Below are 21,484 nucleotides of genomic sequence, written 5' to 3' on the forward strand. Positions count from 1 at the left end.
CCCGTGCGTAACCGCCAGGCCCACATTACACGCCCGAGCCGTTAAACACGGCCAGGCGCGGATGCCCCTCCACTGCCCTTTCGACAATGACAACAATTGAGCAAGAGGTACGTATGGAATTCAAGTTTCTACTCCCCAGCAAAATCGTGATGGAACCGGGCCTGCGCGAGCGCACCGGTGAACACCTGCGGCAACTCGGCCTGGCCCGCGTGTTGATCGTGACCGATGCCGGGGTCAAGGCAGCAGGCCTGCTGGACAGCGTCTACGCCAGCCTCGACAAGGCCGGTATCGCCTACGAGGAAGTGGCGGACATCAAGGCCAACCCGCGCAGTGACGACATCAACCACACCGCCCAGCGCTATCGGGGCACGGGTATCGACGGCCTGCTGGCCGTGGGTGGCGGCAGCGCGATGGATGCGGCCAAGGCCATCAGCCTGCTGCTCACCCACGACGGCCGTATCGAGGACTACGAAGGGTCGTTCACGCTTACCCATGCCATCCCGCCCATCGTCGCCATCCCGACCACGGCCGGCACCGGCAGCGAAGTGACCTGCTTCTCGGTGATCACCGACACCGCCCGCCACTTCAAAATGAACGTGCTGGACTATCGCATCGGCCCGGTGCTGGCATTGCTCGACTCCCATATCACCGACACGCTGCCGCCGTCGATTGCAGCCGCAACCGGCATGGATGCCCTGACCCATGCCATCGAAGCCTACACCTGCCGCGTGGCAAACCCGATCAGCGACGGCCTGGCGCTGCATGCCATCCGCCTGATCAGCCAGCACCTCAAGGCGGCCGTGCAGGAGCCCGACAACCAGGCGGCCCGGGAGCAGATGCTGGTGGCCAGCCTGATTGCCGGCATGGCCTTCGGCAACGCCGACGTCGGCAGCGTGCACTGCATTTCCGAAGCCATCGGCGGCATGTACGACACGCCCCACGGTGTGGGCAACGCGATCTTCCTGCCCTTCGTGTTCGGTCACAACCGTGATGCCGATATCGTCCGCCATGCCCAGGTCGCCTACGCGTTGGGGATCGACCCCACGCTGTCTCCGGTCGATGCCGCCGAGGCCGCCGTCGGCCATCTGTTCCAGATGAGCAAGGACCTGGGCATCCCCCGCTTCGCCGAGGTCAAGGGCGTGCGCGAGGACGATTTCCTGACCATCGCCGAAAAGTCCAAGCAGAACTTCTCCGACGCCAGCAATGCCAAGGCGATGTCCGTAGCGGCCTACCACGACATCATCACCACCGCTTACCACTTCGTCGCGTAAGAGGGCACCGTCATGAGTCAGTCAACCTCCGGCGCCTCGTTGAGGCGCAGCCTGGGCCCGTTTTCCGTGCTGCTGTTCGGCCTGGCCTTCCTGGCCCCGCTGATCGTCTTCGGCACCTACGGCGTGATCACCCAGGCCAGCGGCAACACCACGGCCATGGCCTACCTGGTCGCAGCCACCGGCGTTGTGTTCACGGCCTTGAGCTATGGCCGACTGGTCAGGGTGTTCCCGGTGGCAGGTTCGGCCTACACCTACACCCGCAAGATGCTCAATGCCAACCTCGGATTCATGGTGGGCTGGGCCGCCCTGCTGGACTATTTCTTCATCCCGATGCTGATCTGGCTGCTCGGCGCCAGCTACCTCAACATGGCGTTCCCCGAGGTGCCCCAGTGGGTGTGGATCACCGGCTTCATCGTCTCTACCTCGCTGCTCAATGTGCTCGGCATCCAGGTGGCCAACCGCTTCAACGTGCTGTTGATGGTGGTGCAACTGGTCATCATCGCCGTGTTCATCGGCCTGTGCGTGCACTACATCGTGGCGGCCAACGGCCCTGGCGGGCTGCTGTCGGCCAAGCCGTTCTTCAACCAGGACGTGCCCTTCGCCACCAGCATGGCCGGCGCCGCCATCGCCGCCTACTCGTTCCTGGGCTTTGACGCGCTGTCCACGCTGAGCGAGGAAACCCGCGACCCTGGCCGCACGCTGCCGCGCGCCATCCTGCTGGTCGCCTTGATCGGCGGTTCGGTCTACGTCGGCTCCTCGTACTTCATGTACCTGGCGCACCCCTCCCCCACTTTCGAGCTTGTGGACGGGGCCGCCTTCGAGATTGCCCGGATGATCGGCGGCGACCTGTTCTTCGCCGTGGTCCTGACCGGGATCATCGTCGCCCACTTCGCTGCGGGGATGTCATTCCAGGCCAGCGTGGGCCGGCTGCTCTACGCCCTTGGCCGGGACAACCAACTGCCCCGGCGGCTGTTCGGCGCGCTGCACCCGCGCTACAAGACCCCGGCCTTCAACATCTTGCTGTGCGGTGTTTTCGGCACCGCCGGGTTTGGCCTGACGATCGCAACCGCGACTTCCCTGGTCAACTTCGGCGCCTTTCTCGCCTTCACCGCCGTCAACCTGTGCGCCTTGCGGCTCACCTTCGATGCGCGCGTCAAGGACGGCGCCGGGTTGCTGCGCGGGGTGCTCTTTCCGCTCATCGGCCTGGTCACGGCCGGGTGGATGCTGGTCAGCCTGGATAAAGACGCCCTGATCATGGGCGGTTGCTGGCTCGGCCTTGGGCTTGTCTACCTCGCCTGCCGGACCAGCCTGTTCCGTAACCCGGTCCCCGACGCCCTGGTATAGCCCCCTCTTCCCATCGAACGCTCTGACGACAATCACAAGGCAGGCCACAGGCCTTGCCGCTCAATGACGAGATCGACATGCAAACAAAACTGCTGATCAATGGTGCCCTCGTAGCCGGCGAAGGCGACCACGTGGACGTCTACAACCCCTCCCTGGGCCGCGTCCTGGTACAGACCCACGAGGCCAGTCATGCACAGGTCCATGCCGCAGTGCAAAGCGCGGATGCGGCCTTCGAAGCCTGGTCGCAAACACCGCCCAAGGACCGTGCGGCACTGCTGCTCACCCTCGCCGACCGCATCGACGCCCAGGCCGCGGTGTTCGCCCGCCTGGAGGCGGACAACTGCGGCAAGCCGTTCACGGCCGTGCTGCAGGATGAACTGCCCGCCGTGTCGGACGTGTTCCGCTTCTTCGCCGGCGCCGTTCGCTGCCTGCAAGGCTCGGCGGCGGGCGAGTACATCCCGGGGCACACCTCGATGATCCGCCGCGACGCGGTCGGTGTCGTCGCCTCCATCGCGCCGTGGAACTACCCGTTGCTGATGGCGGCGTGGAAGCTCGGCCCGGCCTTGGCCGGCGGCAACACCGTGGTCCTGAAGCCCTCCGAGCACACCCCGATGAGCACCTTGAAGCTGGGGGAACTGCTCGCCGATATCTTCCCCGCCGGGGTGGTCAATATCGTTCATGGGCGCGGCGCCACGGTGGGTGAGCCGCTGACCAGTCATGCTCTGGTGCGCATGGTGTCGCTGACCGGTTCCGTACGTACCGGAAGCCGCATCATCGAAGGCACGGCCGACAGCGTTAAGCGCATGCATATGGAGCTGGGGGGAAAAGCCCCCGTGCTGATCTTCGACGATGCCGACATCGACGCCGCCGTCGAGGGCATTCGCGCCTTCGGCTTTTACAACGCCGGCCAGGACTGTACGGCCGCGTGTCGCCTCTATGTGCAGAAGGCGGTCTACCCGGAGTTCGTTCGCAAGCTTGGCGAAGCCGTGTCCAGCATCAAATGTGGGTTGCAGGATGACCCGGCAACCGAAATGGGCCCGCTGATCACCCAAGAGCACCTGCAGCGTGTCGAGGGCTTCGTCAACCGGGCCAGGGAGCAGCCCCATATAGAGGTCGTCACGGGCGGCAAGCGCGCCGCAGGTCCCGGGTTCTTCTTCGAGCCCACGGTCCTGGCCGGCACCCGGCAGGAAGACGAGGTGGTGTGCCGTGAAATTTTCGGCCCGGTGGTAACGGTCTCGCCCTTCGAGGATGAGGCCCAGGTACTGACCTGGGCCAATGAATCGGACTACGGCCTGGCCTCTTCGGTGTGGACCGCCGACGTGGGGCGGGCACATCGCCTGGCCGCCCGCCTGCAGTACGGCTGCACCTGGGTCAACACCCATTTCATGCTGGTGAGCGAAATGCCCCATGGCGGCGTGAAGCTGTCGGGGTACGGCAAGGACCTGTCCATGTACGGCCTGGAAGACTACACCCTGGTCCGCCACGTGATGTTCAAGCACTGACCGCCCCACGACACCCCATCATTGCAAGAGGTTATGCATGAACAACATCGAAACGTTCGAAAGGCTCGAGTCCAACGTGCGGATGTACTGCCGCGACTTGCCGCTGGTGTTCGATACCGCCCAGGGCAGCAAGATCCGCGGCGAAGATGGCCGCGAGTACCTGGACTTCTTCGCCGGCGCCGGCGCCCTGAACTATGGCCACAACGACCCGCGCATGCGCGATGCGTTGATCGCCTACCTGTCGGCCAACGGCGTGACCCATGCCCTCGACCTGCACACCACCACCAAGCGCCAGTTCCTGGAGTCGATCGAGCGTGACCTGCTCAAGCCACGAGGCTGGGACTACAAGGTGCAGTTCACCGGCCCGACCGGTGCCGATGCCGTCGAAGCGGCATTGAAGCTGGCGCGCAAGGCGACCGGGCGCACCAAGGTCGTCTCCTTCTACGGGGCTTACCACGGCATGACGGCCGGTGCGCTGGCGGTCACTGGGAACCGCACCCGCCGAGGCCCCGGGCTGTCCAACGACGTGGTGTTCGTACCGTACGAAGACAGCCCTTACGGTGAGTTCGACAGCATGGGCTTCCTCGAGCGGCTGGCCAACGACCAGGGCAGCGGATCGGAACTGCCAGCCGCCGTGATCGTGGAGTCGGTGCAGATCCAGGCCGGTGTCTACCCGGCCTCCAACCTGTGGTTGCAGCGTTTGCGCCAATGGACCCGCGATCACGGGGTGGTGCTCATCTGCGACGAGATCCAGGCTGGCTGTGGCCGCACGGGCGACTTCTTCGGTTTCGAGCGCTCCGGGATCGTGCCGGACCTGATCACCTGCGCGAAATCCATCGGCGGCTTTGGCCTGCCGATGGCGATCGTGTTGATCCGCGCCGGGCTGGATGTGTGGCAGCCGGGCGATCACATCGGCACGTTCCGCGGCAACCAGCTGGCCTTCCTGACCGCGCAGATCGCGCTCGGCTATTGGCGCGACGAGCAGTTCCTGAAGCTGCTGACCGACAACAGCGCGGCCATGACACGTGCGGTTGCCGGCTTCGCGGAGATCCCGGGCGTCGCCTCCGCCCGCTCGCGCGGCATGATCGCCGGCATCGATTTCGGCCGCGGCAACGTGGCCTTGGCCAAGGATGCCCAGCAGCGCGTTCTGCAAGCGGGCGTGCTGGTCGACCGCTGCGGCCCGAATGGCGAAATCATCAAGCTGATGCCGCCGGTGAACACCCCGACCGACCAGCTCGAACAGGGCCTGAACGCCTTCGGCGAGGCGGTCGCGGCAGCGCTTCGCCAGTAACTGCAGGGTCCAGGCGTGCACCCGGAGCGGACACTGGGCGCACGCCACCTGCTCACCTGCGGGCAACCCTCGCCCTGCGACAGGAACATGAGCCAATGAGCACCCACTCTTCAACCGTTCAGAACGATCTGGCGGCACTCATTCATCCCAACACCAACCTGGCCCAGCACCGAGAGGTCGGGCCACTCGTGATCGCCAGAGGTGACGGCGTCCGGGTCTTTGACGAGCAAGGCAATGCCTACCTCGAAGCCATGTCGGGCCTGTGGAGCGCGGCATTGGGCTTCAGTGAACAGCGCCTGGTCGATGCTGCCGTCGAGCAGTTCAAGCAACTGCCCTACTACCACAGCTTCAGCCACAAGACCAATGCGCCTGCCGCAGCGCTCGCCGCCAAGTTGGCAGCGCTGGCGCCGGGTGATCTGAACCATGTGTTCTTCACCAACTCAGGTTCCGAGGCCAATGATTCGGTGGTGAAAATGGTGTGGTACGTGAACAACGCACTGGGCCGGCCCGCCAAAAAGAAATTCATCTCTCGACAACAGGCCTATCACGGCGCCACCGTCGCCGCAGCAAGCCTGACCGGCATCCCATCGATGCACCGTGACTTCGATCTGCCGGCCATCCCGGTTCATCACCTGACCTGCCCGAACTTCTACCGATTTGCTCGGCCAGGAGAATCGCAAGAGGCCTTTACGGTCCGTCTGGCGAACGAACTGGAACGCTATATCCTTGCCGAAGGGCCGGAAACCATCGCCGCGTTCATCGGCGAGCCGGTAATCGCGGCAGGTGGCGTGATCCCTCCTCCCACAGGCTACTGGGCGGCGATCCAGGCGGTGTGCAAACGCTACGACATCCTCGTGGTGATCGACGAAATCATCACCGGCTTTGGCAGGCTTGGCACAATGTTCGGCTCTCAGCTGTACGGCATCCAGCCCGACATCATGGTGCTCTCCAAGCAGCTCACCTCCTCATACCAGCCGCTGGCGGCCGTGGTGGTGTCCGATGCCATGAACGATGTACTGGTGAGCCAGAGCCAGCGCCTGGGGGCATTCGCCCACGGCCTGACCTGCACGGGCCACCCCGTCGCCACGGCGGTTGCGCTGGAAAACATCCGCATCATCGAAGAGCGCGATCTGGTCGGCCATGTGCAGCACCTGGCCCCCGTGTTCCAGCGCCACCTGCGCGCGTTCGAAGACCACCCGTTGGTCGGCAACGTCAGAGGCGTCGGGCTGATGGGCGGGATCGAACTGGTTGCCGACAAGGCCACCCGCCAACCGTTCGCCCAGCCAGGGACGTTGGGCGGCTACGTGTTCAAACAGGCTCACAAGCATGGGCTGATCATTCGCGCCATCTACGACACGATCGCCTTCTGTCCTCCGTTGATTACCACCCAGGACGATATCGAGGCGATCTTCAGCGCCTTCGAGCGGACGCTGGCTGACGCGACGGATTGGGCGCGCTCACAGCACCTGCTGTGAGCAAAGGCTGCATCTGATGGCTACTCACGTAAAACAACAATCATGAGGGTTTGACCGTGCGTGAACACAGTGATGAAAGCTTCGAGTTCGACGTTTCCGTGATCGGGCTCGGTGCCATGGGAACCATCATGGCCCAAGTGTTGCTCAAGCAAGGCAAGCGCGTCGCGATCTGGAACCGATCACCCGGCAAGGCCGCGGCACTCGTCGCCGCTGGCGCTCATCTGTGCGAAAGCGTCAAAGCCGCGCTGAGCGCAAGCCCGGCCACGATCTTCGTGCTCCTGGACAACCACGCGACCCACGAGGTCCTCGGGATGCCGGGTGTGGCGCGTGCACTCGCCCATCGTACGATCGTCGATTACACGACCAACGCCCAAGACGAAGGCCTGGCGCTTCAGGGCCTCGTCAATCAGGCGGGCGGCCATTACGTCAAAGGGATGATCGTGGCCTACCCCCGCAACGTCGGCCACCGCGAAAGCCACAGCATTCATACCGGCGATCGTGAAGCCTTCGAGCAGCATCGGGCGCTGCTTGAGGGGCTCGCCGGCCATACGGTGTTCCTTCCCTGGGACGAAGCATTGGCCTTTGCGACCGTCCTTCACGCGCATGCGTTTGCCGCGATGGTGACTTTCTTCGAGGCCGTGGGTGCCGGCGATCGTTTTGGCCTGCCTGTTTCGAAGACGGCAAGGCTCCTGCTCGAAACATCACGTTTTTTCGTCGCTGACGCACTCGAGGAAGCCGTACGCCGGCTCGAAACGCAAGATTTCAAAGGTGACCAGGCGAGGCTCGATGTGCATGCGGACGCCTTCGCGCACATTGCCCAATCCCTGCACGCACAAGGCGTCTGGACCCCGGTCTTCGATGCGGTGTGCCAGGTCGTGCAGCGTGCGGCCGCAATGGGCTACGGCGACCAGGACATCGCAGCCACGACCAAGTCATTCGCCCGCGAGCAAGAGCCAGGGCATTAACCGTGCTTTCGCGGATTGAACCCGACGACAACAACTATAAAAAACGCTGGAGGATCCTATGCGCCGATTTGGTTTTCTACTTGCCGTGTTGACGCTGGCCATTTTCCTGAGTGCCCTACTTGCCCCTCGGCCGTCCCTCGTCAACCGGGGGACGGCGCAGCACATGGGGCATCCGATTACCAGCATCGGGGAGATCTTCAGAGGTTACTAGCGAGCTATCACACGGCCGCTGGCACTCCTGCGCTTGCGGCCGCGGGTAACTCAATGATCGACGGCACCGCTGGCACCAAGGCCGGTCTGGCCACGGACGAACTGGTCGGCGAAGGCCGCCCTTTCGGCCTTGGCCCGCGCAGTGCGGTCCATCCGGGAAACCGCATACGCCACCAAAAACGCCAGCGGCATGGAGAACAGCGCGGGCTGGGTATAGGGGAACAGCGGTTCGGCAAAGTGCAACACATCCACCCACACCAGCTTGGAAAACACCACGAAGCCCATGGCACTGAGCAACCCGACGTAGCCAGCGGCCAATGCGCCGCGGGTGGTCAGCCCCGACCAGAACATCGACAGGAACAGCACCGGGAAGTTGGCCGAAGCGGCAATACCAAAGGCCAGCGCAACCATGAAAGCCACGTTGATATTTTCGAACAGGATGCCCAAGGCTATGGCCACCAACCCAAGGCTCAGGGTAGCCAACTTGGTCACCCGCAGCTCCTGCGCCTCGCTGGCCGCGCCCTTCATGATCACCCGCGCATACAGGTCATGGGCGATGGCGGACGCCCCGGCCAGAGCCAGGCCTGAAACCACAGCCAGGATGGTGGCGAAGGTCACTGCAGACAAGAAACCCAGCAGCAGGTTGCCGCCGACTGCCTGGGCCAGGTGCATGACCACCATATTGCCCCCGCCCAGCAGCTTGCCACCCACCTCACCGCCCTCGAAGAACGTCGGCTGCTGACTGACGATCACGATCGACGCCAGGCCCAGCAGGAAAATGACATTGAAGAAGTAGCCGATGAACCCGGTGGCATAGAGCACCGACTTGCGCGCCTCCCGGGCATCGCTGACGGTGAAGAAGCGCATCAGGATATGCGGCAGCCCGGCGGTGCCGAACACCAGCCCCAGGCTCAGCGACAGCGCTGTCAACGGGTCGGCCAGCAGGCTGCCGGGCGCCAGCAGGCGTTCGCCCAGGGCATGGGTGTCCATGGCCTTGCTCACCAGCGCGTCATAGCTGAAGTCGAACTCGCGCATCGCCAGGAACAGCACCAGCGAGCCGCCGACCAGCAGCAGGAACGCCTTGATGATCTGCACCCAGGTAGTCGCCACCATGCCGCCGAAGGTCACATACAGCATCATCAGCGCACCGACGATGACCACCGCGATGTGGTAGTCCAGGCCGAACAGCAACCTGATCAACTGCCCGGCCCCGACCATCTGCGCCACCAGGTAGAAACACACCACGGTCAGCGAGCCGATGGCGGCCATGGTGCGCACCTTGCCTTGGTCGAGGCGATACGAGGTGATATCGGCAAAGGTGAAGCGGCCCAGGTTGCGCAGCCGCTCGGTCATCAACAGCAGCAACACCGGCCAGCCCGCGAAGAAAGCGATGAGGTAGATGTAGCCATCCATGCCGGAGGTGTAGATGAGTGCGGTGATCCCCAACAGCGTCGAGGCGGACATGTAGTCCCCGGCCAGCGCCAGGCCGTTCTGCCAGCCCTGGATGCCGCCACCGGCGCTGTAGAAGTCTGTCGTCGAGCGTGTGCGACGCGCCGCCCACCAGGTGATGCACAAGGTGAACAGCACGAACACCATGAACATGCCGATGGCATGCAGGTTGAGCGGCTGACGCTGACCAGCGTCGAGCGAAGGCGAAGCCAGCAGCAGGCCTGAGTGCAGCAGCAGGGCCAGAGGCACGAGTTTTTTCATGCGCCCTGCTCCTCTTCCAGCCCGCTGAGCAGCGCCTGGGTCAGGCTATCGAACTCGCCATTGGCCCGGTACACGTAGAACGCCGACAACGCACAGAAGAACACGAACAGGAAGGCGCCGGCAGCCACGCCCACGGTCATGTTCGACCCCTGGGCCAGGCGCCTGGCAATCAGTTCGGGCCAAAACGATACCAACCCGATGTAGCCATAGAACGTGGCCAGAATCAGCACGAACAGGCTCAGGGTGAAACGGTTTCTGCGCGCCACCAGTTGCTGGAACCGGGCATTGGCGCGAACACGCGCGTATAACAGGCTGGACATGGGACACCTCGGTCAAAGTCGTTGTTGTTATGGGGGTACAGGCGTTGCACTCGATCAATGCTCGGCGTCGGCGATCTGCGCCTCCTGTTGCCGGGCCCACTCACGCAGGACGAACTTCTGTATTTTTCCAGTGGCGGTCTTGGGCAGGTCCACGAGCGACACATGGCGCGGCGCCTTGAAGTGCGCCAGACGCTCACGGCACCAGCGCACCAGATCGTCCCCGCTGGCCAGTGCATCAGCGCGCAGCGTGACGAAAGCGTGAGGTGTCTCGCCCCAGCGCGAATCCGGACGCGCCACCACCGCAGCCTCGACCACCTCGGGGTGCTGGTAGAGCACTTCTTCTATCTCCAGCGAACTGATGTTCTCGCCGCCAGAAATGATGATGTCCTTGGCCCGGTCCTTGATTTCCACGTAGCCATCCGGGTGCAGCACGGCCAGGTCGCCCGTGTGCAGCCAGCCGTTGGCCAATGCGGCCCGGGTGGCCTCTGGGTTGTGCAGGTAGCCTTTCATCACGGTGTTGCCGCGCACCACCAGTTCGCCAAGGGTAAGGCCGTCGGCGGGAACCGGCCGGCCGGTATCGGTATCCAGCACCGTGGCCTCCTCGAGCAGCGGGTGGGCGACACCCTGGCGGCTCATGAACTGCGCCCGGGCCTCAAGCGGCAACTCGTCGACCCCCGGCTGCCATAGGCACAATGTGCTGGGACCGTAGCTTTCGGTCATGCCATAGGCATGGGTGATGTTGAAGCCACGCGCCTCCATCGCCGCGATGACCGCACTGGGCGGGGCGGCACCGCCAGTGATCACCGAAACCGGCACCGGAGGGGCGCTGGCATGCTCGGCGTGGATCAGCATCGACATCACCACTGGGGCGGCGCTCAGGTGAGTCACGGCATGCTCGGCGATGGCGGCGTTGATCGCATCAGGCTGGACCTTGCGCAGACACACGTGGGTGCCACCGGACAACGTCACCGCCCAGGTATGGCTCCAGCCGTTGCAGTGGAACATCGGCAAGGTCCACAAGTAGACGCTGCGCGGCCCCAACTGGAAGATCAGCGCCCCGGCGCAGGCGTTGAGGTAGGCGCCGCGGTGATGCAGCACCACGCCCTTGGGGTCCCCCGTGGTGCCGGAGGTGTAGTTGATGGCGATCGACTGCCATTCGTTCTGTGGCGCACTCAACGGCCGCGCGGGGTCGCCCTGGGCCAAGAACGCTTCGTAGTCCAGGTCGTGGGCCAAATCGGCGCGCTCGGCCTGATCATCGTCGATGCCCACCAGCAAGGGCGGCGCATCGAGCATGGCCAGCGCCTGATTGGCCACGGCACCGAACTCACGATCGCAGATCAATACCTTGGCCGCGCAGTGACGCAGGATGAAGGCAATGCTGCGCCCCTCCAGGCGGATGTTGATGCACACCAGCACCGCCCCGGCACCGGGCACGCCATAGTGGGCCTCGAGCATTTCCGGGATGTTCGGCGCCAATATCGCCACCCGCTCGCCCGGCTGAACACCGACCCGCTCCAAGGCACTGGCCAGGGCGCGGCTGCGCTCGTGCAACTGACGGTAGCTGTAGCGCCTTGCGCCATAAACCACCGCATCGCGCTGCGGGTACACCTGCGCGGCACGCTTGAGGAACGACAGCGGCGACAGCGGGACATGGTTGGCTTCGTTGGGAGCAAGCTCGTGTTCGAGGGTTGGAACCATCATGGCAGGCACCTCATCGACACATTGCTCAGGTTTTGCACGCACATACCTACCTCCTGTTCTTGTTGTTATTGCGCCACGGCGCGTTACAGGCTGCTGCACAGGTGGCCGCCATCGACCACGATCTCAGCGCCGCTCATCGCCCGCCCGGCATCGCTGGCGAGCAGCAGCAAGGCGCCGTCCAGGTCCGACGGTACGCTGAAGCGGCGGCTGGGGATCCGCGAGCGCAACTTGTCACCGGCCTCGCTGGCCAGGAAGGCCTCGTTCAAATCAGTCATCACGTAGCCGGGCGCCAGGGCGTTCACCCGGATGCCATGGCGCGCCAACTCCAGCGCCATGGCGCGGGTCAGGTGGGCCAGGCCGGCCTTGGCCGCCAGGTAAGGGCCGACGGCGCCGGCCACACGGCTGGCGAGGATCGAGGTGACATTGATCAGGCTGCCCCCCTTCCCCGCCACCACCATGCGCCGGGCGCTTTCCTGGGCCACGGCCCAGGCGCCCTTGAGGTTGGTGTCGAGCACGTGGTCCCAGGTTTGATCATCGCAGGCCAGCATAGGCTGGCTGTCGCTCACGCCCGCATTGTTGACTAGGACATCCAGCGGGCCGGCGGCATCGAGCACCCGGCAGATGTCCTCACGGCTCGTCACATCGAGGGCAAAGGCCTGCGCCCGCCCTCCGGCCACCTCGATGGCCTCCACCAACGCCTGCAGCGGCGCCTGGCGTCTGGCGGTCACCACCACCTCGGCGCCTGCGGCGGCCAGGGTCATGGCGAAGTGACGGCCCAGGCCGCTGGAGGCCCCGGTCACCAGGGCGCGACGCCCGTCGAGGGCGAACAGTCGGGCAAGGTTCGGCTGCATCAGTGGGCCTCCAGGCGCTGGTCGAGCAGCTTCTTCGCCAGGCTCATGCGGTGCACTTCGCTCGGGCCGTCATAGATGCGGAACGGGCGAATGTCGCGGAAGATCCGCTCCACCACGGTGTCCCCGGTCACCCCGCGTCCACCCAATACCTGGACGCAACGATCGACCACCCGCCACAGCGCCTCGGCGCTGATCACCTTGGCCATGCTCGAATCGACATTGGCGCGCCGGCCCTGGTCGAGCACCCAGGCGCAGTGCCAGACCGCCAGACGCACCACGTGCAGGTCCATCATGTTGTCGGCCAGCATGAAACCCACGCCCTGGTGCTCGCCCAGCGGCTTGCCGAAGGCGTCCCGGGTGCGCGCATAGTCGCAGGCGATGTCGTGGGCGCGGCGCGCGGCACCGAGCCAGCGCATGCAATGAGTCAAGCGTGCAGGCGCCAGGCGCACCTGGGCATACCGGAAGCCCTTGCCGATCTCGCCGAGGACATCGCTCGCCGGAATACGCAGGTTGTCGAAACGCAGCTGCCCGTGACCGCCGGTAAAACAGCTGTCCAGCGAGTCCAGCTGACGTTCATGGATGATGCCGTCGCGCTTCATGTCGGTCAGGAACATGGTCGCGGTGCCGTCCTCCATGCGCGCCATGATGATGCCGAAGTCCGCGCCTTCGGCCCCGGTGATCAGCCACTTGCGACCATTGATCAGGTAGTCGTCGCCATCGCGGGTGGCAGTGGTGAGCAGCATCGACGGATCCGAACCGGAGCCCGGAGCAGGCTCCGTCATGGCGAAGCACGAACGGGCATGGCCCTGGACCAGCGGGCGCAACCAGCGGTCCTTCTGCGCTTCGGTGGCGACCACGTCCATCAGGTGGATATTGCCTTCGTCCGGCGCATGGATATTCAGCGCTACCGGGCCCAGCGGCGAGTAGCCGGCTTCTTCGAAGACGATCGCCTTGGCCACATGGCTCAGTTCCAGACCGCCCATTTCGCGGCTGGCGTGAGGCGTCAGCAAGCCAGCGGCGCGGGCGCAGAGCACCAGGTCCTGGCGCAGTGCGTCGCTGGGGCCGTGGCTGTTCTGGCGGGGGTCGTTCTCGAATGGGATGACCTGTTCGGCAATGAAGTCTCGAGTCTTGGCCTGCAAGGCGAGCAGTTCGTCCGGGAGAGTGAAGTTCATGGCTGTCCTTGTGTGTTCTTGTCTATCGGAGGAATGGGGTGGTCGATGCGGTTTCAGGGCAAGGCCTTGGGGTTGCTGATCGCCAATCGGGCAACGATGATCTGGCGTAATGTCTCGACCAGGGTGCGCCGGGTTTGCGGGGCGTCATGGCTGCCCTGGCGAATGGCGCGAGCCAGTTGGCGGCGCAGGTCGGGCAATGTCGACGGCGCGTCATCGACCAAGGCGGCCAGACGCGCCTGCTCCTGATCCTCGGCCTGAGCGCCCAAGCGGTTTTCGCGGGCCGCAATGGCCATGGCGTTGGCGATCATCAGGGCCGGGTAACGCAACTCGCCGGGCAGCGCTGGCAGCAGCTGCTCCAGAAGCGTCGCGCGGGCGATCTCGAGCAATTCGTGGGCGTTGGGTTGGGTCATGGCGCTTCGGCTCCGGTCATGTGCAGGATGTCGAGTTCGAGCTCCGGCAACAGCCGGGCTGTCAGTGCTAGCTCGAGCGACGGTTCTTCACCGGACAGATGGCGCTGCCCTTGCTGCAAGGCAATCACCGCCCAGCGCAGGGTGGCCATGACTTGCCAGTAGTGGAGCCGACTGCGCTCGATGCACAGCGAAGACACCTCGTGATAACCACGCAGAAAATCCTCCAGCTGGCCAATGCCGCCGGCTTCGAGGTCTGGACGGGTAAAACGCCAGCAACGGGCGGTGAACCAGCCGAGGTCCTCGCAAGGATCTCCCCAGCCGGTGAACTCCCAGTCGAGCACGGCCTCCAGCCCTTCTTCGCTGGCCAGGTAGTTGCCGGTGCGGTAGTCACGGTGCAACAGGCACAGGGTGCTGCTGCGCGGCGCATGCAGCTCGCACCAGCGCAGGCCCCATTCCAGCACCGGATAGGCATCGGCGAGGGTGTCGAGGTAGCGGCGGTAGGCGTCGATGGTCGCCAGGGCCGGCGAGCTGTCCGGAACGGACAGGAAGCACAGCGTGGCGCACGGCGGGCGGACCTGATGCAGACGCGCCAGGTTGGCGCCAAGCTGCGTCGCCAGTTGCGCCCGGCCCTGAGGACCGGCGCCGGTGCTGAGCGCGCGGCCGGCAGCGCTACCCGGCACATACTCCATCAGGAAGAACACCCGCCCATGCACGCGCACATCGCGGCACAGCCAGAGCGGGCGTGGCACTTTCACGCCGGCCTGGTAAACCACCTGCAGCACGGCGAACTCCTGTTCACGGTCAAGGCTGGCGGGTAGCGCTGAAAGCGCATCGCTGCGCAGTACCCAACGCCGGACACCGGCCCACGGGCCGCCTTCGATCAGCAGGTCCAGCAGCCAGTTTTCCTGGATAGCGCCGCCGCTCAGGCGCTTGCGCGCCTGGATGACCACCCGCGTTGCCGAGGCCTGCTCGCGGATGAACTCGGCCAGGCGGTGATCGTCAGTCATGGCCGCGAACGTATCGCTGGCCGGGGAAATCGTTGGTGAACTGCTCATGGGTCTGTAGGCCCTGCCTTTGGTTTCTGGGTTGGCACAAGCCCAAGAGCAAGGCCTGGGCCAACTCTTCAAAAGTCAGCCACAGGCCGCATACAGCCTGGGTTCTGACGCCTCACCGCCGAGCGAAAGTCAGGCTGCTTGTTGCATATTTGCAAGATATTGATTCATTATCGAAACATTTCAAATATGAACAGGCCCCGTGATGGATGCTCTTGCCTCCCAGGTCGTCGTGCTGATCAGCCACTTGCAGCGCCCCCAACAACGGAGCCGGCTCGCCCATGTGGTGGCCGGGCTCACGACGGACTACCCAGATACTCGTATCGAAGTCCTCGACACCTCGGTGGCTGAAGCACTACAGACCGCCCGAGAATTGGAGCAGGCAGGCAAGGTCGATGTGTTCGTCTGCGCCGGGGCGACCGCCGCCTACCTGCGCAAACTCCTGACACGCCCGGTACTGGCGATGCGCGTGGGCAGTGGCGACCTGCTACGGGCATTGGGGCAGGCCCGCGAACGCTCCTCCCAAGTGGCCGTGCTCAGCTACAACCATGTCAACCACGACCTGCAAGCCATGGCCGCGCTCTTCACCGTCCAGGTTCACCAGGCCGCCTACACCTCCCTGGAAGAGGCCCGCCAGGCCGTCGAACAGGCGGCCCAGCTAGGCTGTCGCAGCATCATCGGCTCGTCGACGGTGGTGGAGCTGGCGGAGCAGGCAGGGCTGCATGGCGTGCTGTCGCTGAGCGAAGACACCGCGCGCAAAGCGCTGGAGGAAGCCCTGGGCATTCTCGACACTCAACGCGTCGAGATCGCCAAACGGCGGCATCTGAATGCCGTGCTGCGGCATATCCCCGCCGGCGTAGCAGCGGTCGACAACCAAGGCGTGGTGCAGTCGCTCAACCCTGCCCTTGCGCAGCTGCTGGACCTGCCGGTTAGCGCAGCGCTGGGCCGGCCGCTGCAGCAGCTGTGCCCGGAACTGGACCTGCAGCAGGCGCTGCAGGAAGGCACGGGTGAAGAAAACCGAGTGATGCGGCTCGGCTCGCACGCCGTGGTGAGCAATTTACTGCCTATCCTGGAGAACGGCGAACGTACCGGCCTGGTCCTGACCTGCCAGGACATCACCGTTGTGCAACGTGCCGACCAACGCATCCGATCCACCCGCCGCCCTGGTGCGTTCACTGCCCGTTACCGGCTCGACCAGCTCAACGGCAACAGCAAGGCCAACCGCGAGATGCTGCAGTTGGCCAAGCGTTTTGCCACCAGCCATTCGACCATCCTGATTACCGGTGAAAGCGGCACCGGCAAGGAACTGCTCGCCCAGGGAATCCATAACGAAAGCCCGCGCCGGCAAGGCCCCTTCGTCGCCATCAACTGCGCGGCGTTTCCCGAGTCGTTGCTGGAAAGTGAATTGTTCGGCTACGAGGAAGGCGCCTTCAGCGGCTCGCGCAAAGGTGGCAAGCCAGGCCTGTTCGAAGCAGCACACCGCGGCACGCTGTTCCTCGACGAGATCGGCGACATGCCGGTGTCGCTGCAAACACGCCTGCTGCGCGTGCTGCAAGAGCGCGAAGTCCTGCGCCTGGGCAGCACCGAACCGATTGCCATCGACGTGCGCATCATTGCCGCCACCCACAAGGACCTGCGCAGCGCCATGGACGATGGCGATTTCCGTACCGACCTGTATTTCCGGCTCAACATCCTGCGTCTGCAGACCACCCCGCTGCGAGAGCGCCCTGAGGACATTGCCCTGATCTGCCGGGGCATCAGCCAGCGCCTGCTCGTTCAGGGGCAACCACCGGGAGCTGCAGACATCCCCGCCGCGCTGCTGCCGTACCTTGAACGCTATGCCTGGCCGGGCAATGTCCGGGAACTGGAGAATGTGATCGAGCGCGCGATGCTCTCGGCACGCGAACTGCTTGAGGAACACCGCGTGAACGAGCAGTACCTGGCACGCGTGCTACCTGAACTGTGCGAAGGCCCTCCCCCTTCACCCGCCCGGAAAAAGTCGTCAGGCGAAACGGACCTGCACACCATCGGCAAGGTCGCGCAACTGCGCCATGTAAAGGAAACGTTGGAAAGCTGCCGCGGCAACCTCGACGAAGCCGCCCGCCGTCTCGGCATCAGCCGCACAACCTTGTGGCGGCGCTTGCGATCTGCCAATTGAATGAAAGCCCCAATCCCATGTTCAACCCATGACGTCTGGTTGGACAGCCTCAAGGCCCTATACCGTCTAATCATCCGCGAACTGACTGGCTCGACGTACATCGCCGGGTTGCTAGCGATGCTGCTGGACTGTCTGTCGCTACCGCTAACCGGCAAGGCTTGACTCTACCGTAAGGGGCAGACTTTACCCTTGGCACTTCATTACCTGGAGTTTGTCATGAAGCGCAAACGCATGCTCGTAATCCTCGGCCACCCTTCGAACGACAGCTTTTGCGGCGCGGTGTCCGAACGTTATGTCGAGGCTGCCACGCAAGCAGGCCATGAGGTGCGCCTGCTGCGCCTGGATACCCTGGATTTCGATCCGGTCTTGCACGATGGCTATAACCAGATCCAGTTGCTTGAGCCCGATCTGATCAACGCACAGAACGACATTACCTGGGCCGAACACCTGACATTGGTGTACCCGATCTGGTGGGGCGGCATTCCGGCATTGCTCAAGGGGTTCTTCGACCGCGTGTTTCTGCCCGGTTTTGCCTTCAAGTACCGCAAGGGCTCGCCCTTCCCGGATAAGCTGCTCAAGGGCCGCACGGCTCACCTACTGGTGACCATGGACACGCCGCCGTGGTACTACCGGTGGGTGTATCGCATGCCGGGCCTGCACCAGATGCGCAAGACCACCCTGGAGTTCTGCGGCATAAAACCCCTGAAAACCCTGACCTTCGGTCCGGTATTGGGCTCCAAGCCGGAACAGCGTGAAGCCTGGCTCAAACAAGTCCAGGCCGTCGCCAGCCGCTGATCGGCCCCGGTCGGGCCGTGCCCCTGCGCTGCCCAGCCGAGCCGCCCTGCTGTGACGCCTTGTTCAGCCTGGCTTCCCACCCCCTGACGCTTGTGCAAAAATGTCGCGCGCCTGTACGAGCACGCGACATCTTTTCGCTTCTGATGCGTCAAAAAAGGGATTTTCATGTACATTGGCAAAGCCGCCCAGCTGTCGGGCACCACCGTCAAAAGCATCCGCCATTACGAAGAAATCGGCCTGCTGCCCCCACCGCAACGCGAAGGCAAGTACCGCATCTACAGCCAGCAAAGCGTAGAGCTGCTGACCTTCATCAAATGCGCTCAGCAACTCGGTTTCAAGCTCAAGGAAATGCAGGCCATTCTGCAGGATCATCGCGGCCAGGAGCTGCCCTGGGATCTGGCCATGCAGGCCATCGATAACAAAAAGCAGGAATTGATGGGGCAGATCCAGGCCTTGCAGCAAGTGCATGACGGCTTGGTTGAGTTTGAGCTGAGCCTCAAGGATGCTCAGATGCAATGCCAGTTCGAACACCTGGAAAAAGCCCGCTGAATCCGCTCCGCCGCCCCTGAACGGCCATGGCGCCCGGTGCCGTTTTCAGCACGCAGGCGCCCCGGCGATTTAGCCTGGCACAGCCCCACCCCCCGGCTGCTCGCCCTCTTGCACTGCTGGCTGCGGCACAATCGAGGCAAAGAACCACGGCGAAATCAGCGTGACCAACAAAATGGTCATGAAGCCGCTGGATGACAGCGCCAGTATCACCAGTACACCCAGGTCAATGACGGGTTTGTAGGCGGAGAACAGCAGCGCGACAAAGCCCATCGAGAAGATCACGACGTTGACCACCGTCGAGCGCCCGACGCCCTGCATGGCCGCCAGGATGGCCTCGTCGATCTCGATGCCCTTCTGCACCAGCATCTTGATCCGTGACAGCAGGTGAACGGCGTAATCCACCACGCCCACCACCAGGAACGTCACCAATGTGGTACCGATGTTCAACTCAATATCCAACAGGTACATGCTGCCGTAAACCGTCACCGACGTGGTCAGCAACGTCAGCATGCCGAGGATGCCCAGGCGTACTGACTTGAGCCAGAACATCATCATCAAGGTCACGGCCAGCAACGCCAGCGAGAAGCTCAGCACCTGACCCTGGGTGATTTCCTGCAACACCCCGGTCCATATGTACGGCGTACCGGCATGGGTGACCTGCAGGTTGGCCGGTTTGTTGATGGCCAGCCAGGCGTCTAGTTTATCGAGCATCGCCTGGTAATCGCCCGCCACAGAGGAGGTCATGGTGAACAGCGTCACCGCCTTCGAGTAATCGGCATTGAGCACGTTCTGCAAGTCAGTGCCGCCACCGTTCTCGAACATCATGATGTGTTGTTCGATGAGCGAGTTGCCATCGACATCGAAGGTCTCCGGTTTGCCGTCATCATCGACCACCGTCACCTGCTCCACCGCCTGCGGCACCCGCAGGAAAGCAGGGTTCATGTCGTTGAGCACGAGGTTCATGCGCTTGATGTAGGTCGCCACCGAATAGGTGTAACTCACGTTCGGCTGGGCCTTGATGAACTGGTCCAGACGGTCGAGGAACTGCACGGTTTCAGTGGTCAGCGCGCCACGCGGAGTCTTGGTGTCGAAAGCGATCCAGCCCGGCGATGTACCCGCGACTCCGGCCCGGTTGATGAATTCGTCGGACATCCGCACCGGGCTGTCCTTCTTGAAGTAGGCAATGCCCGAGTCTTCGATATCCACCTTGAACGTGAACACCGTCATCATCGCCAACAACGGCAGGGTCACCAGCAATACCGGCTTGCGCCAGCGAATCAGCCAGGCACAGAACACCACCAGATAGTGGGAGATCAGCGACGCTTTCAGTTGCACTTTGCGCGGGACGGCATCTTTGCCCCAGATCGAAATCCACGCCGGAATCAGTAGCAACGAGATGATCAGCGCCGCCGTCAGGCCGATGGACATGAACACGCCAAAGTTGCGGATGCTGACAATGTTGTTGGTGGTGGAAATCAGGAACGTCGCAATCGTCGTGACCGTTGTCAACACTACCGGCGTGACCATCAGGCGCTGGGTTTCACGGTTGGCTTCGCGGAAAGACTTACCCGAATTGAGCTGTTCGTAATATTCGGCCATGACGTGGATCGCGTCGGCACAACAGATGGTGAACAGGAACACCGGCAAGACACTGGTGAGCAAGTCCATCGGCACCCGCAGCAGCGCCATCAGGCCAAGGGTCCAGATGGTGCAGAACAGGATATTGAACAGCGGCAGCACCACGCCAAGTGGTTTGCGAAAGAAGAAAACCAGCAGAGAGGTCACCAACAGGAACACGATCGGGAACAGCATCGCCAGGTCGTGATCGATGATTTCCTGCTGGGCCGCAATGAAGATCGGCATGCCGGCGATGAACACCTCATCGGTGAACTCCGGGTGGGCGGCCTGGTACTTCGCGATGATCTCGCGGACCTGGTGATAGGCACGCAACTGGGCCTGAGCGTCGTCCTGTTTGGTGCCCAGTTCAGCGACGACCATGGCGACTTTCTTGTCCGCCGAGACGACGCCACCGACCATCTGCTCGTTGCCCATGATCTGCGCTTCGACCTTGATCGGGTCCATATCCAGGGCGTGCAGGGTCTTGTGGATCCACAACTCGCCATCGGCACTCAAACTGATGTTTTCCAGGTCAGCCATCGAGGCCATTTCCTGGATCGGGTTGATCCGCTCGGCAAGAAAGCTCAAAAACTGCAGGTCATGGCTGTCCCAGTGCCGGGCAATCCCATGGTCGCGCAGCGCTTTGGCGGCAGCGTAATCGTTCTGCGAAAAACCCTCGGCGAGGATCTGCACCAGCAAACCCTGGGCATCAGGGTCGTCACTGTGGAGGCCGACGATGCGCTGCAGTTCGACACGGTCCTCATCATTCGCCAGCATCAACCGACGTATGGCCTGGGACAGCTCGAACTGGGCGTTCAGCGACGTGGTGTTGAAGACACTCACGGGGTTGTTCAGCGCCACCATGACCGAGTCATACGTGCCGGTGAACTCGCGCTGCAGATCAATGATCGTCTTGCGCGCCGGGTGAGTGTCCTTGAGCAGATACGGATTGGTGTCCGACATCAACGCGCCGAGGGTGTAGGTGAAGTAGGCGGTGATCGCCACCAACACGAACACAATTGCCCGCGCATAGCGCTCGACGAAGTTCAGGTATCTTTCCATGAATGAGGGTTCCAGATGAATCGAGAGCG

Annotated in this window: 17 protein-coding genes; 9 read left to right on the forward strand and 8 right to left on the reverse strand. The window is 63.5% G+C overall.

Annotation, left to right across the window (positions count from 1 at the left end; all coding sequences use genetic code 11):
* Positions 1–113: 113 nt before the first annotated feature.
* From ACF8FB_RS11825 to ACF8FB_RS11850, 6 genes are all read left to right on the forward strand, one after another.
* On the forward strand, positions 114–1,271 hold the full coding sequence (locus tag ACF8FB_RS11825) for an iron-containing alcohol dehydrogenase (RefSeq protein WP_392509700.1): 1,158 nt from the start codon (positions 114–116) through the stop codon (positions 1,269–1,271).
* Positions 1,272–1,283: 12 nt separating this feature from the next.
* On the forward strand, positions 1,284–2,615 hold the full coding sequence (locus ACF8FB_RS11830; RefSeq protein ID WP_010953711.1) for an APC family permease: 1,332 nt from the start codon (positions 1,284–1,286) through the stop codon (positions 2,613–2,615).
* Between the two features lie 77 nt (positions 2,616–2,692).
* Entirely contained in the window at positions 2,693–4,117 is a 1,425-nt protein-coding gene (locus tag ACF8FB_RS11835) for a gamma-aminobutyraldehyde dehydrogenase (protein WP_392509699.1), read from the forward strand.
* Positions 4,118–4,154: 37 nt separating this feature from the next.
* Positions 4,155–5,408 carry an aspartate aminotransferase family protein gene (locus tag ACF8FB_RS11840; RefSeq protein ID WP_392509698.1) on the forward strand — a complete coding sequence of 418 codons (1,254 nt, stop codon included), beginning with the start codon at positions 4,155–4,157 and terminating at the stop codon, positions 5,406–5,408.
* Between the two features lie 95 nt (positions 5,409–5,503).
* Positions 5,504–6,883: an aspartate aminotransferase family protein gene (locus ACF8FB_RS11845; protein WP_392509697.1), complete on the forward strand. Its 1,380-nt coding sequence runs from the start codon at positions 5,504–5,506 to the stop codon at positions 6,881–6,883.
* Between the two features lie 56 nt (positions 6,884–6,939).
* A complete protein-coding gene (locus ACF8FB_RS11850) occupies positions 6,940–7,848 on the forward strand; it encodes an NAD(P)-dependent oxidoreductase (RefSeq protein WP_010953707.1) in 909 nt (302 codons plus the stop codon).
* 261 nt (positions 7,849–8,109) lie between these two features.
* On the opposite strand, the gene ACF8FB_RS11855 is transcribed toward ACF8FB_RS11850, so the two are convergent.
* From ACF8FB_RS11855 to ACF8FB_RS11885, 7 genes are all read right to left on the reverse strand, one after another.
* A complete protein-coding gene (locus ACF8FB_RS11855; protein WP_392509696.1) occupies positions 8,110–9,768 on the reverse strand; it encodes a cation acetate symporter in 1,659 nt (552 codons plus the stop codon).
* Complete coding sequence (locus ACF8FB_RS11860; RefSeq protein WP_010953705.1) at positions 9,765–10,088, reverse strand: DUF485 domain-containing protein; 324 nt, start codon at positions 10,086–10,088, stop codon at positions 9,765–9,767. Before ACF8FB_RS11860 ends, ACF8FB_RS11855 begins: the two co-directional genes overlap by 4 nt.
* Positions 10,089–10,142: 54 nt before the next feature.
* Positions 10,143–11,789 carry an acyl-CoA synthetase gene (locus tag ACF8FB_RS11865; protein WP_350298818.1) on the reverse strand — a complete coding sequence of 549 codons (1,647 nt, stop codon included), beginning with the start codon at positions 11,787–11,789 and terminating at the stop codon, positions 10,143–10,145.
* 83 nt (positions 11,790–11,872) lie between these two features.
* Positions 11,873–12,640 (reverse strand): SDR family oxidoreductase, encoded by a 768-nt coding sequence (locus ACF8FB_RS11870; RefSeq protein ID WP_350297744.1) that lies wholly within the window; start codon positions 12,638–12,640, stop codon positions 11,873–11,875.
* Positions 12,640–13,812: an acyl-CoA dehydrogenase family protein gene (locus ACF8FB_RS11875; RefSeq protein ID WP_392509695.1), complete on the reverse strand. Its 1,173-nt coding sequence runs from the start codon at positions 13,810–13,812 to the stop codon at positions 12,640–12,642. Before ACF8FB_RS11875 ends, ACF8FB_RS11870 begins: the two co-directional genes overlap by 1 nt.
* Positions 13,813–13,865: 53 nt before the next feature.
* Positions 13,866–14,222: a 4-hydroxypentanoyl-CoA kinase subunit LvaB gene (gene lvaB / locus ACF8FB_RS11880; protein ID WP_392509694.1), complete on the reverse strand. Its 357-nt coding sequence runs from the start codon at positions 14,220–14,222 to the stop codon at positions 13,866–13,868.
* A complete protein-coding gene (locus ACF8FB_RS11885; RefSeq protein ID WP_049586209.1) occupies positions 14,219–15,277 on the reverse strand; it encodes a phosphotransferase family protein in 1,059 nt (352 codons plus the stop codon). The genes lvaB and ACF8FB_RS11885 overlap by 4 nt, the downstream gene beginning before the upstream one ends.
* A gap of 202 nt (positions 15,278–15,479) precedes the next feature.
* On the opposite strand from ACF8FB_RS11885, the gene prpR reads away from it, so the two are divergent.
* The 3 genes from prpR to ACF8FB_RS11900 all read left to right on the forward strand — a co-directional run bounded on the left by prpR (position 15,480) and on the right by ACF8FB_RS11900 (position 18,776).
* A complete protein-coding gene (gene prpR, locus ACF8FB_RS11890) occupies positions 15,480–17,432 on the forward strand; it encodes a propionate catabolism operon regulatory protein PrpR (RefSeq protein ID WP_392511371.1) in 1,953 nt (650 codons plus the stop codon).
* Positions 17,433–17,648: 216 nt separating this feature from the next.
* Positions 17,649–18,227 carry an NAD(P)H-dependent oxidoreductase gene (locus ACF8FB_RS11895; protein WP_003253953.1) on the forward strand — a complete coding sequence of 193 codons (579 nt, stop codon included), beginning with the start codon at positions 17,649–17,651 and terminating at the stop codon, positions 18,225–18,227.
* Positions 18,228–18,392: 165 nt separating this feature from the next.
* Positions 18,393–18,776: a MerR family transcriptional regulator gene (locus ACF8FB_RS11900; RefSeq protein WP_003253954.1), complete on the forward strand. Its 384-nt coding sequence runs from the start codon at positions 18,393–18,395 to the stop codon at positions 18,774–18,776.
* Positions 18,777–18,845: 69 nt separating this feature from the next.
* Here the strand turns inward: ACF8FB_RS11900 and ACF8FB_RS11905 are convergent, their stop codons facing one another.
* Entirely contained in the window at positions 18,846–21,455 is a 2,610-nt protein-coding gene (locus ACF8FB_RS11905) for an RND family transporter (protein ID WP_392511372.1), read from the reverse strand.
* Positions 21,456–21,484: the final 29 nt, after the last annotated feature.

Origin of the sequence: Pseudomonas sp. yb_2 (assembly GCF_043103905.1) — a bacterium.
In the GTDB taxonomy this organism is placed as follows: Bacteria; Pseudomonadota; Gammaproteobacteria; order Pseudomonadales; family Pseudomonadaceae; genus Aquipseudomonas; species Aquipseudomonas alloputida.

Coding starts and splice junctions, on each gene's coding strand:
- ACF8FB_RS11825 (WP_392509700.1), top strand. CDS start 114: ATGGAATTCAAGTTTCTACTCCCCAGCAAAATCGTGATGGAACCGGGC.
- ACF8FB_RS11830 (WP_010953711.1), top strand. CDS start 1,284: ATGAGTCAGTCAACCTCCGGCGCCTCGTTGAGGCGCAGCCTGGGCCCG.
- ACF8FB_RS11835 (WP_392509699.1), top strand. CDS start 2,693: ATGCAAACAAAACTGCTGATCAATGGTGCCCTCGTAGCCGGCGAAGGC.
- ACF8FB_RS11840 (WP_392509698.1), top strand. CDS start 4,155: ATGAACAACATCGAAACGTTCGAAAGGCTCGAGTCCAACGTGCGGATG.
- ACF8FB_RS11845 (WP_392509697.1), top strand. CDS start 5,504: ATGAGCACCCACTCTTCAACCGTTCAGAACGATCTGGCGGCACTCATT.
- ACF8FB_RS11855 (WP_392509696.1), bottom strand. CDS start 9,768: ATGAAAAAACTCGTGCCTCTGGCCCTGCTGCTGCACTCAGGCCTGCTG.
- ACF8FB_RS11860 (WP_010953705.1), bottom strand. CDS start 10,088: ATGTCCAGCCTGTTATACGCGCGTGTTCGCGCCAATGCCCGGTTCCAG.
- ACF8FB_RS11865 (WP_350298818.1), bottom strand. CDS start 11,789: ATGATGGTTCCAACCCTCGAACACGAGCTTGCTCCCAACGAAGCCAAC.
- ACF8FB_RS11870 (WP_350297744.1), bottom strand. CDS start 12,640: ATGCAGCCGAACCTTGCCCGACTGTTCGCCCTCGACGGGCGTCGCGCC.
- ACF8FB_RS11875 (WP_392509695.1), bottom strand. CDS start 13,812: ATGAACTTCACTCTCCCGGACGAACTGCTCGCCTTGCAGGCCAAGACT.
- lvaB (WP_392509694.1), bottom strand. CDS start 14,222: ATGACCCAACCCAACGCCCACGAATTGCTCGAGATCGCCCGCGCGACG.
- ACF8FB_RS11885 (WP_049586209.1), bottom strand. CDS start 15,277: ATGAGCAGTTCACCAACGATTTCCCCGGCCAGCGATACGTTCGCGGCC.
- prpR (WP_392511371.1), top strand. CDS start 15,480: ATGGATGCTCTTGCCTCCCAGGTCGTCGTGCTGATCAGCCACTTGCAG.
- ACF8FB_RS11895 (WP_003253953.1), top strand. CDS start 17,649: ATGAAGCGCAAACGCATGCTCGTAATCCTCGGCCACCCTTCGAACGAC.
- ACF8FB_RS11900 (WP_003253954.1), top strand. CDS start 18,393: ATGTACATTGGCAAAGCCGCCCAGCTGTCGGGCACCACCGTCAAAAGC.
- ACF8FB_RS11905 (WP_392511372.1), bottom strand. CDS start 21,455: ATGGAAAGATACCTGAACTTCGTCGAGCGCTATGCGCGGGCAATTGTG.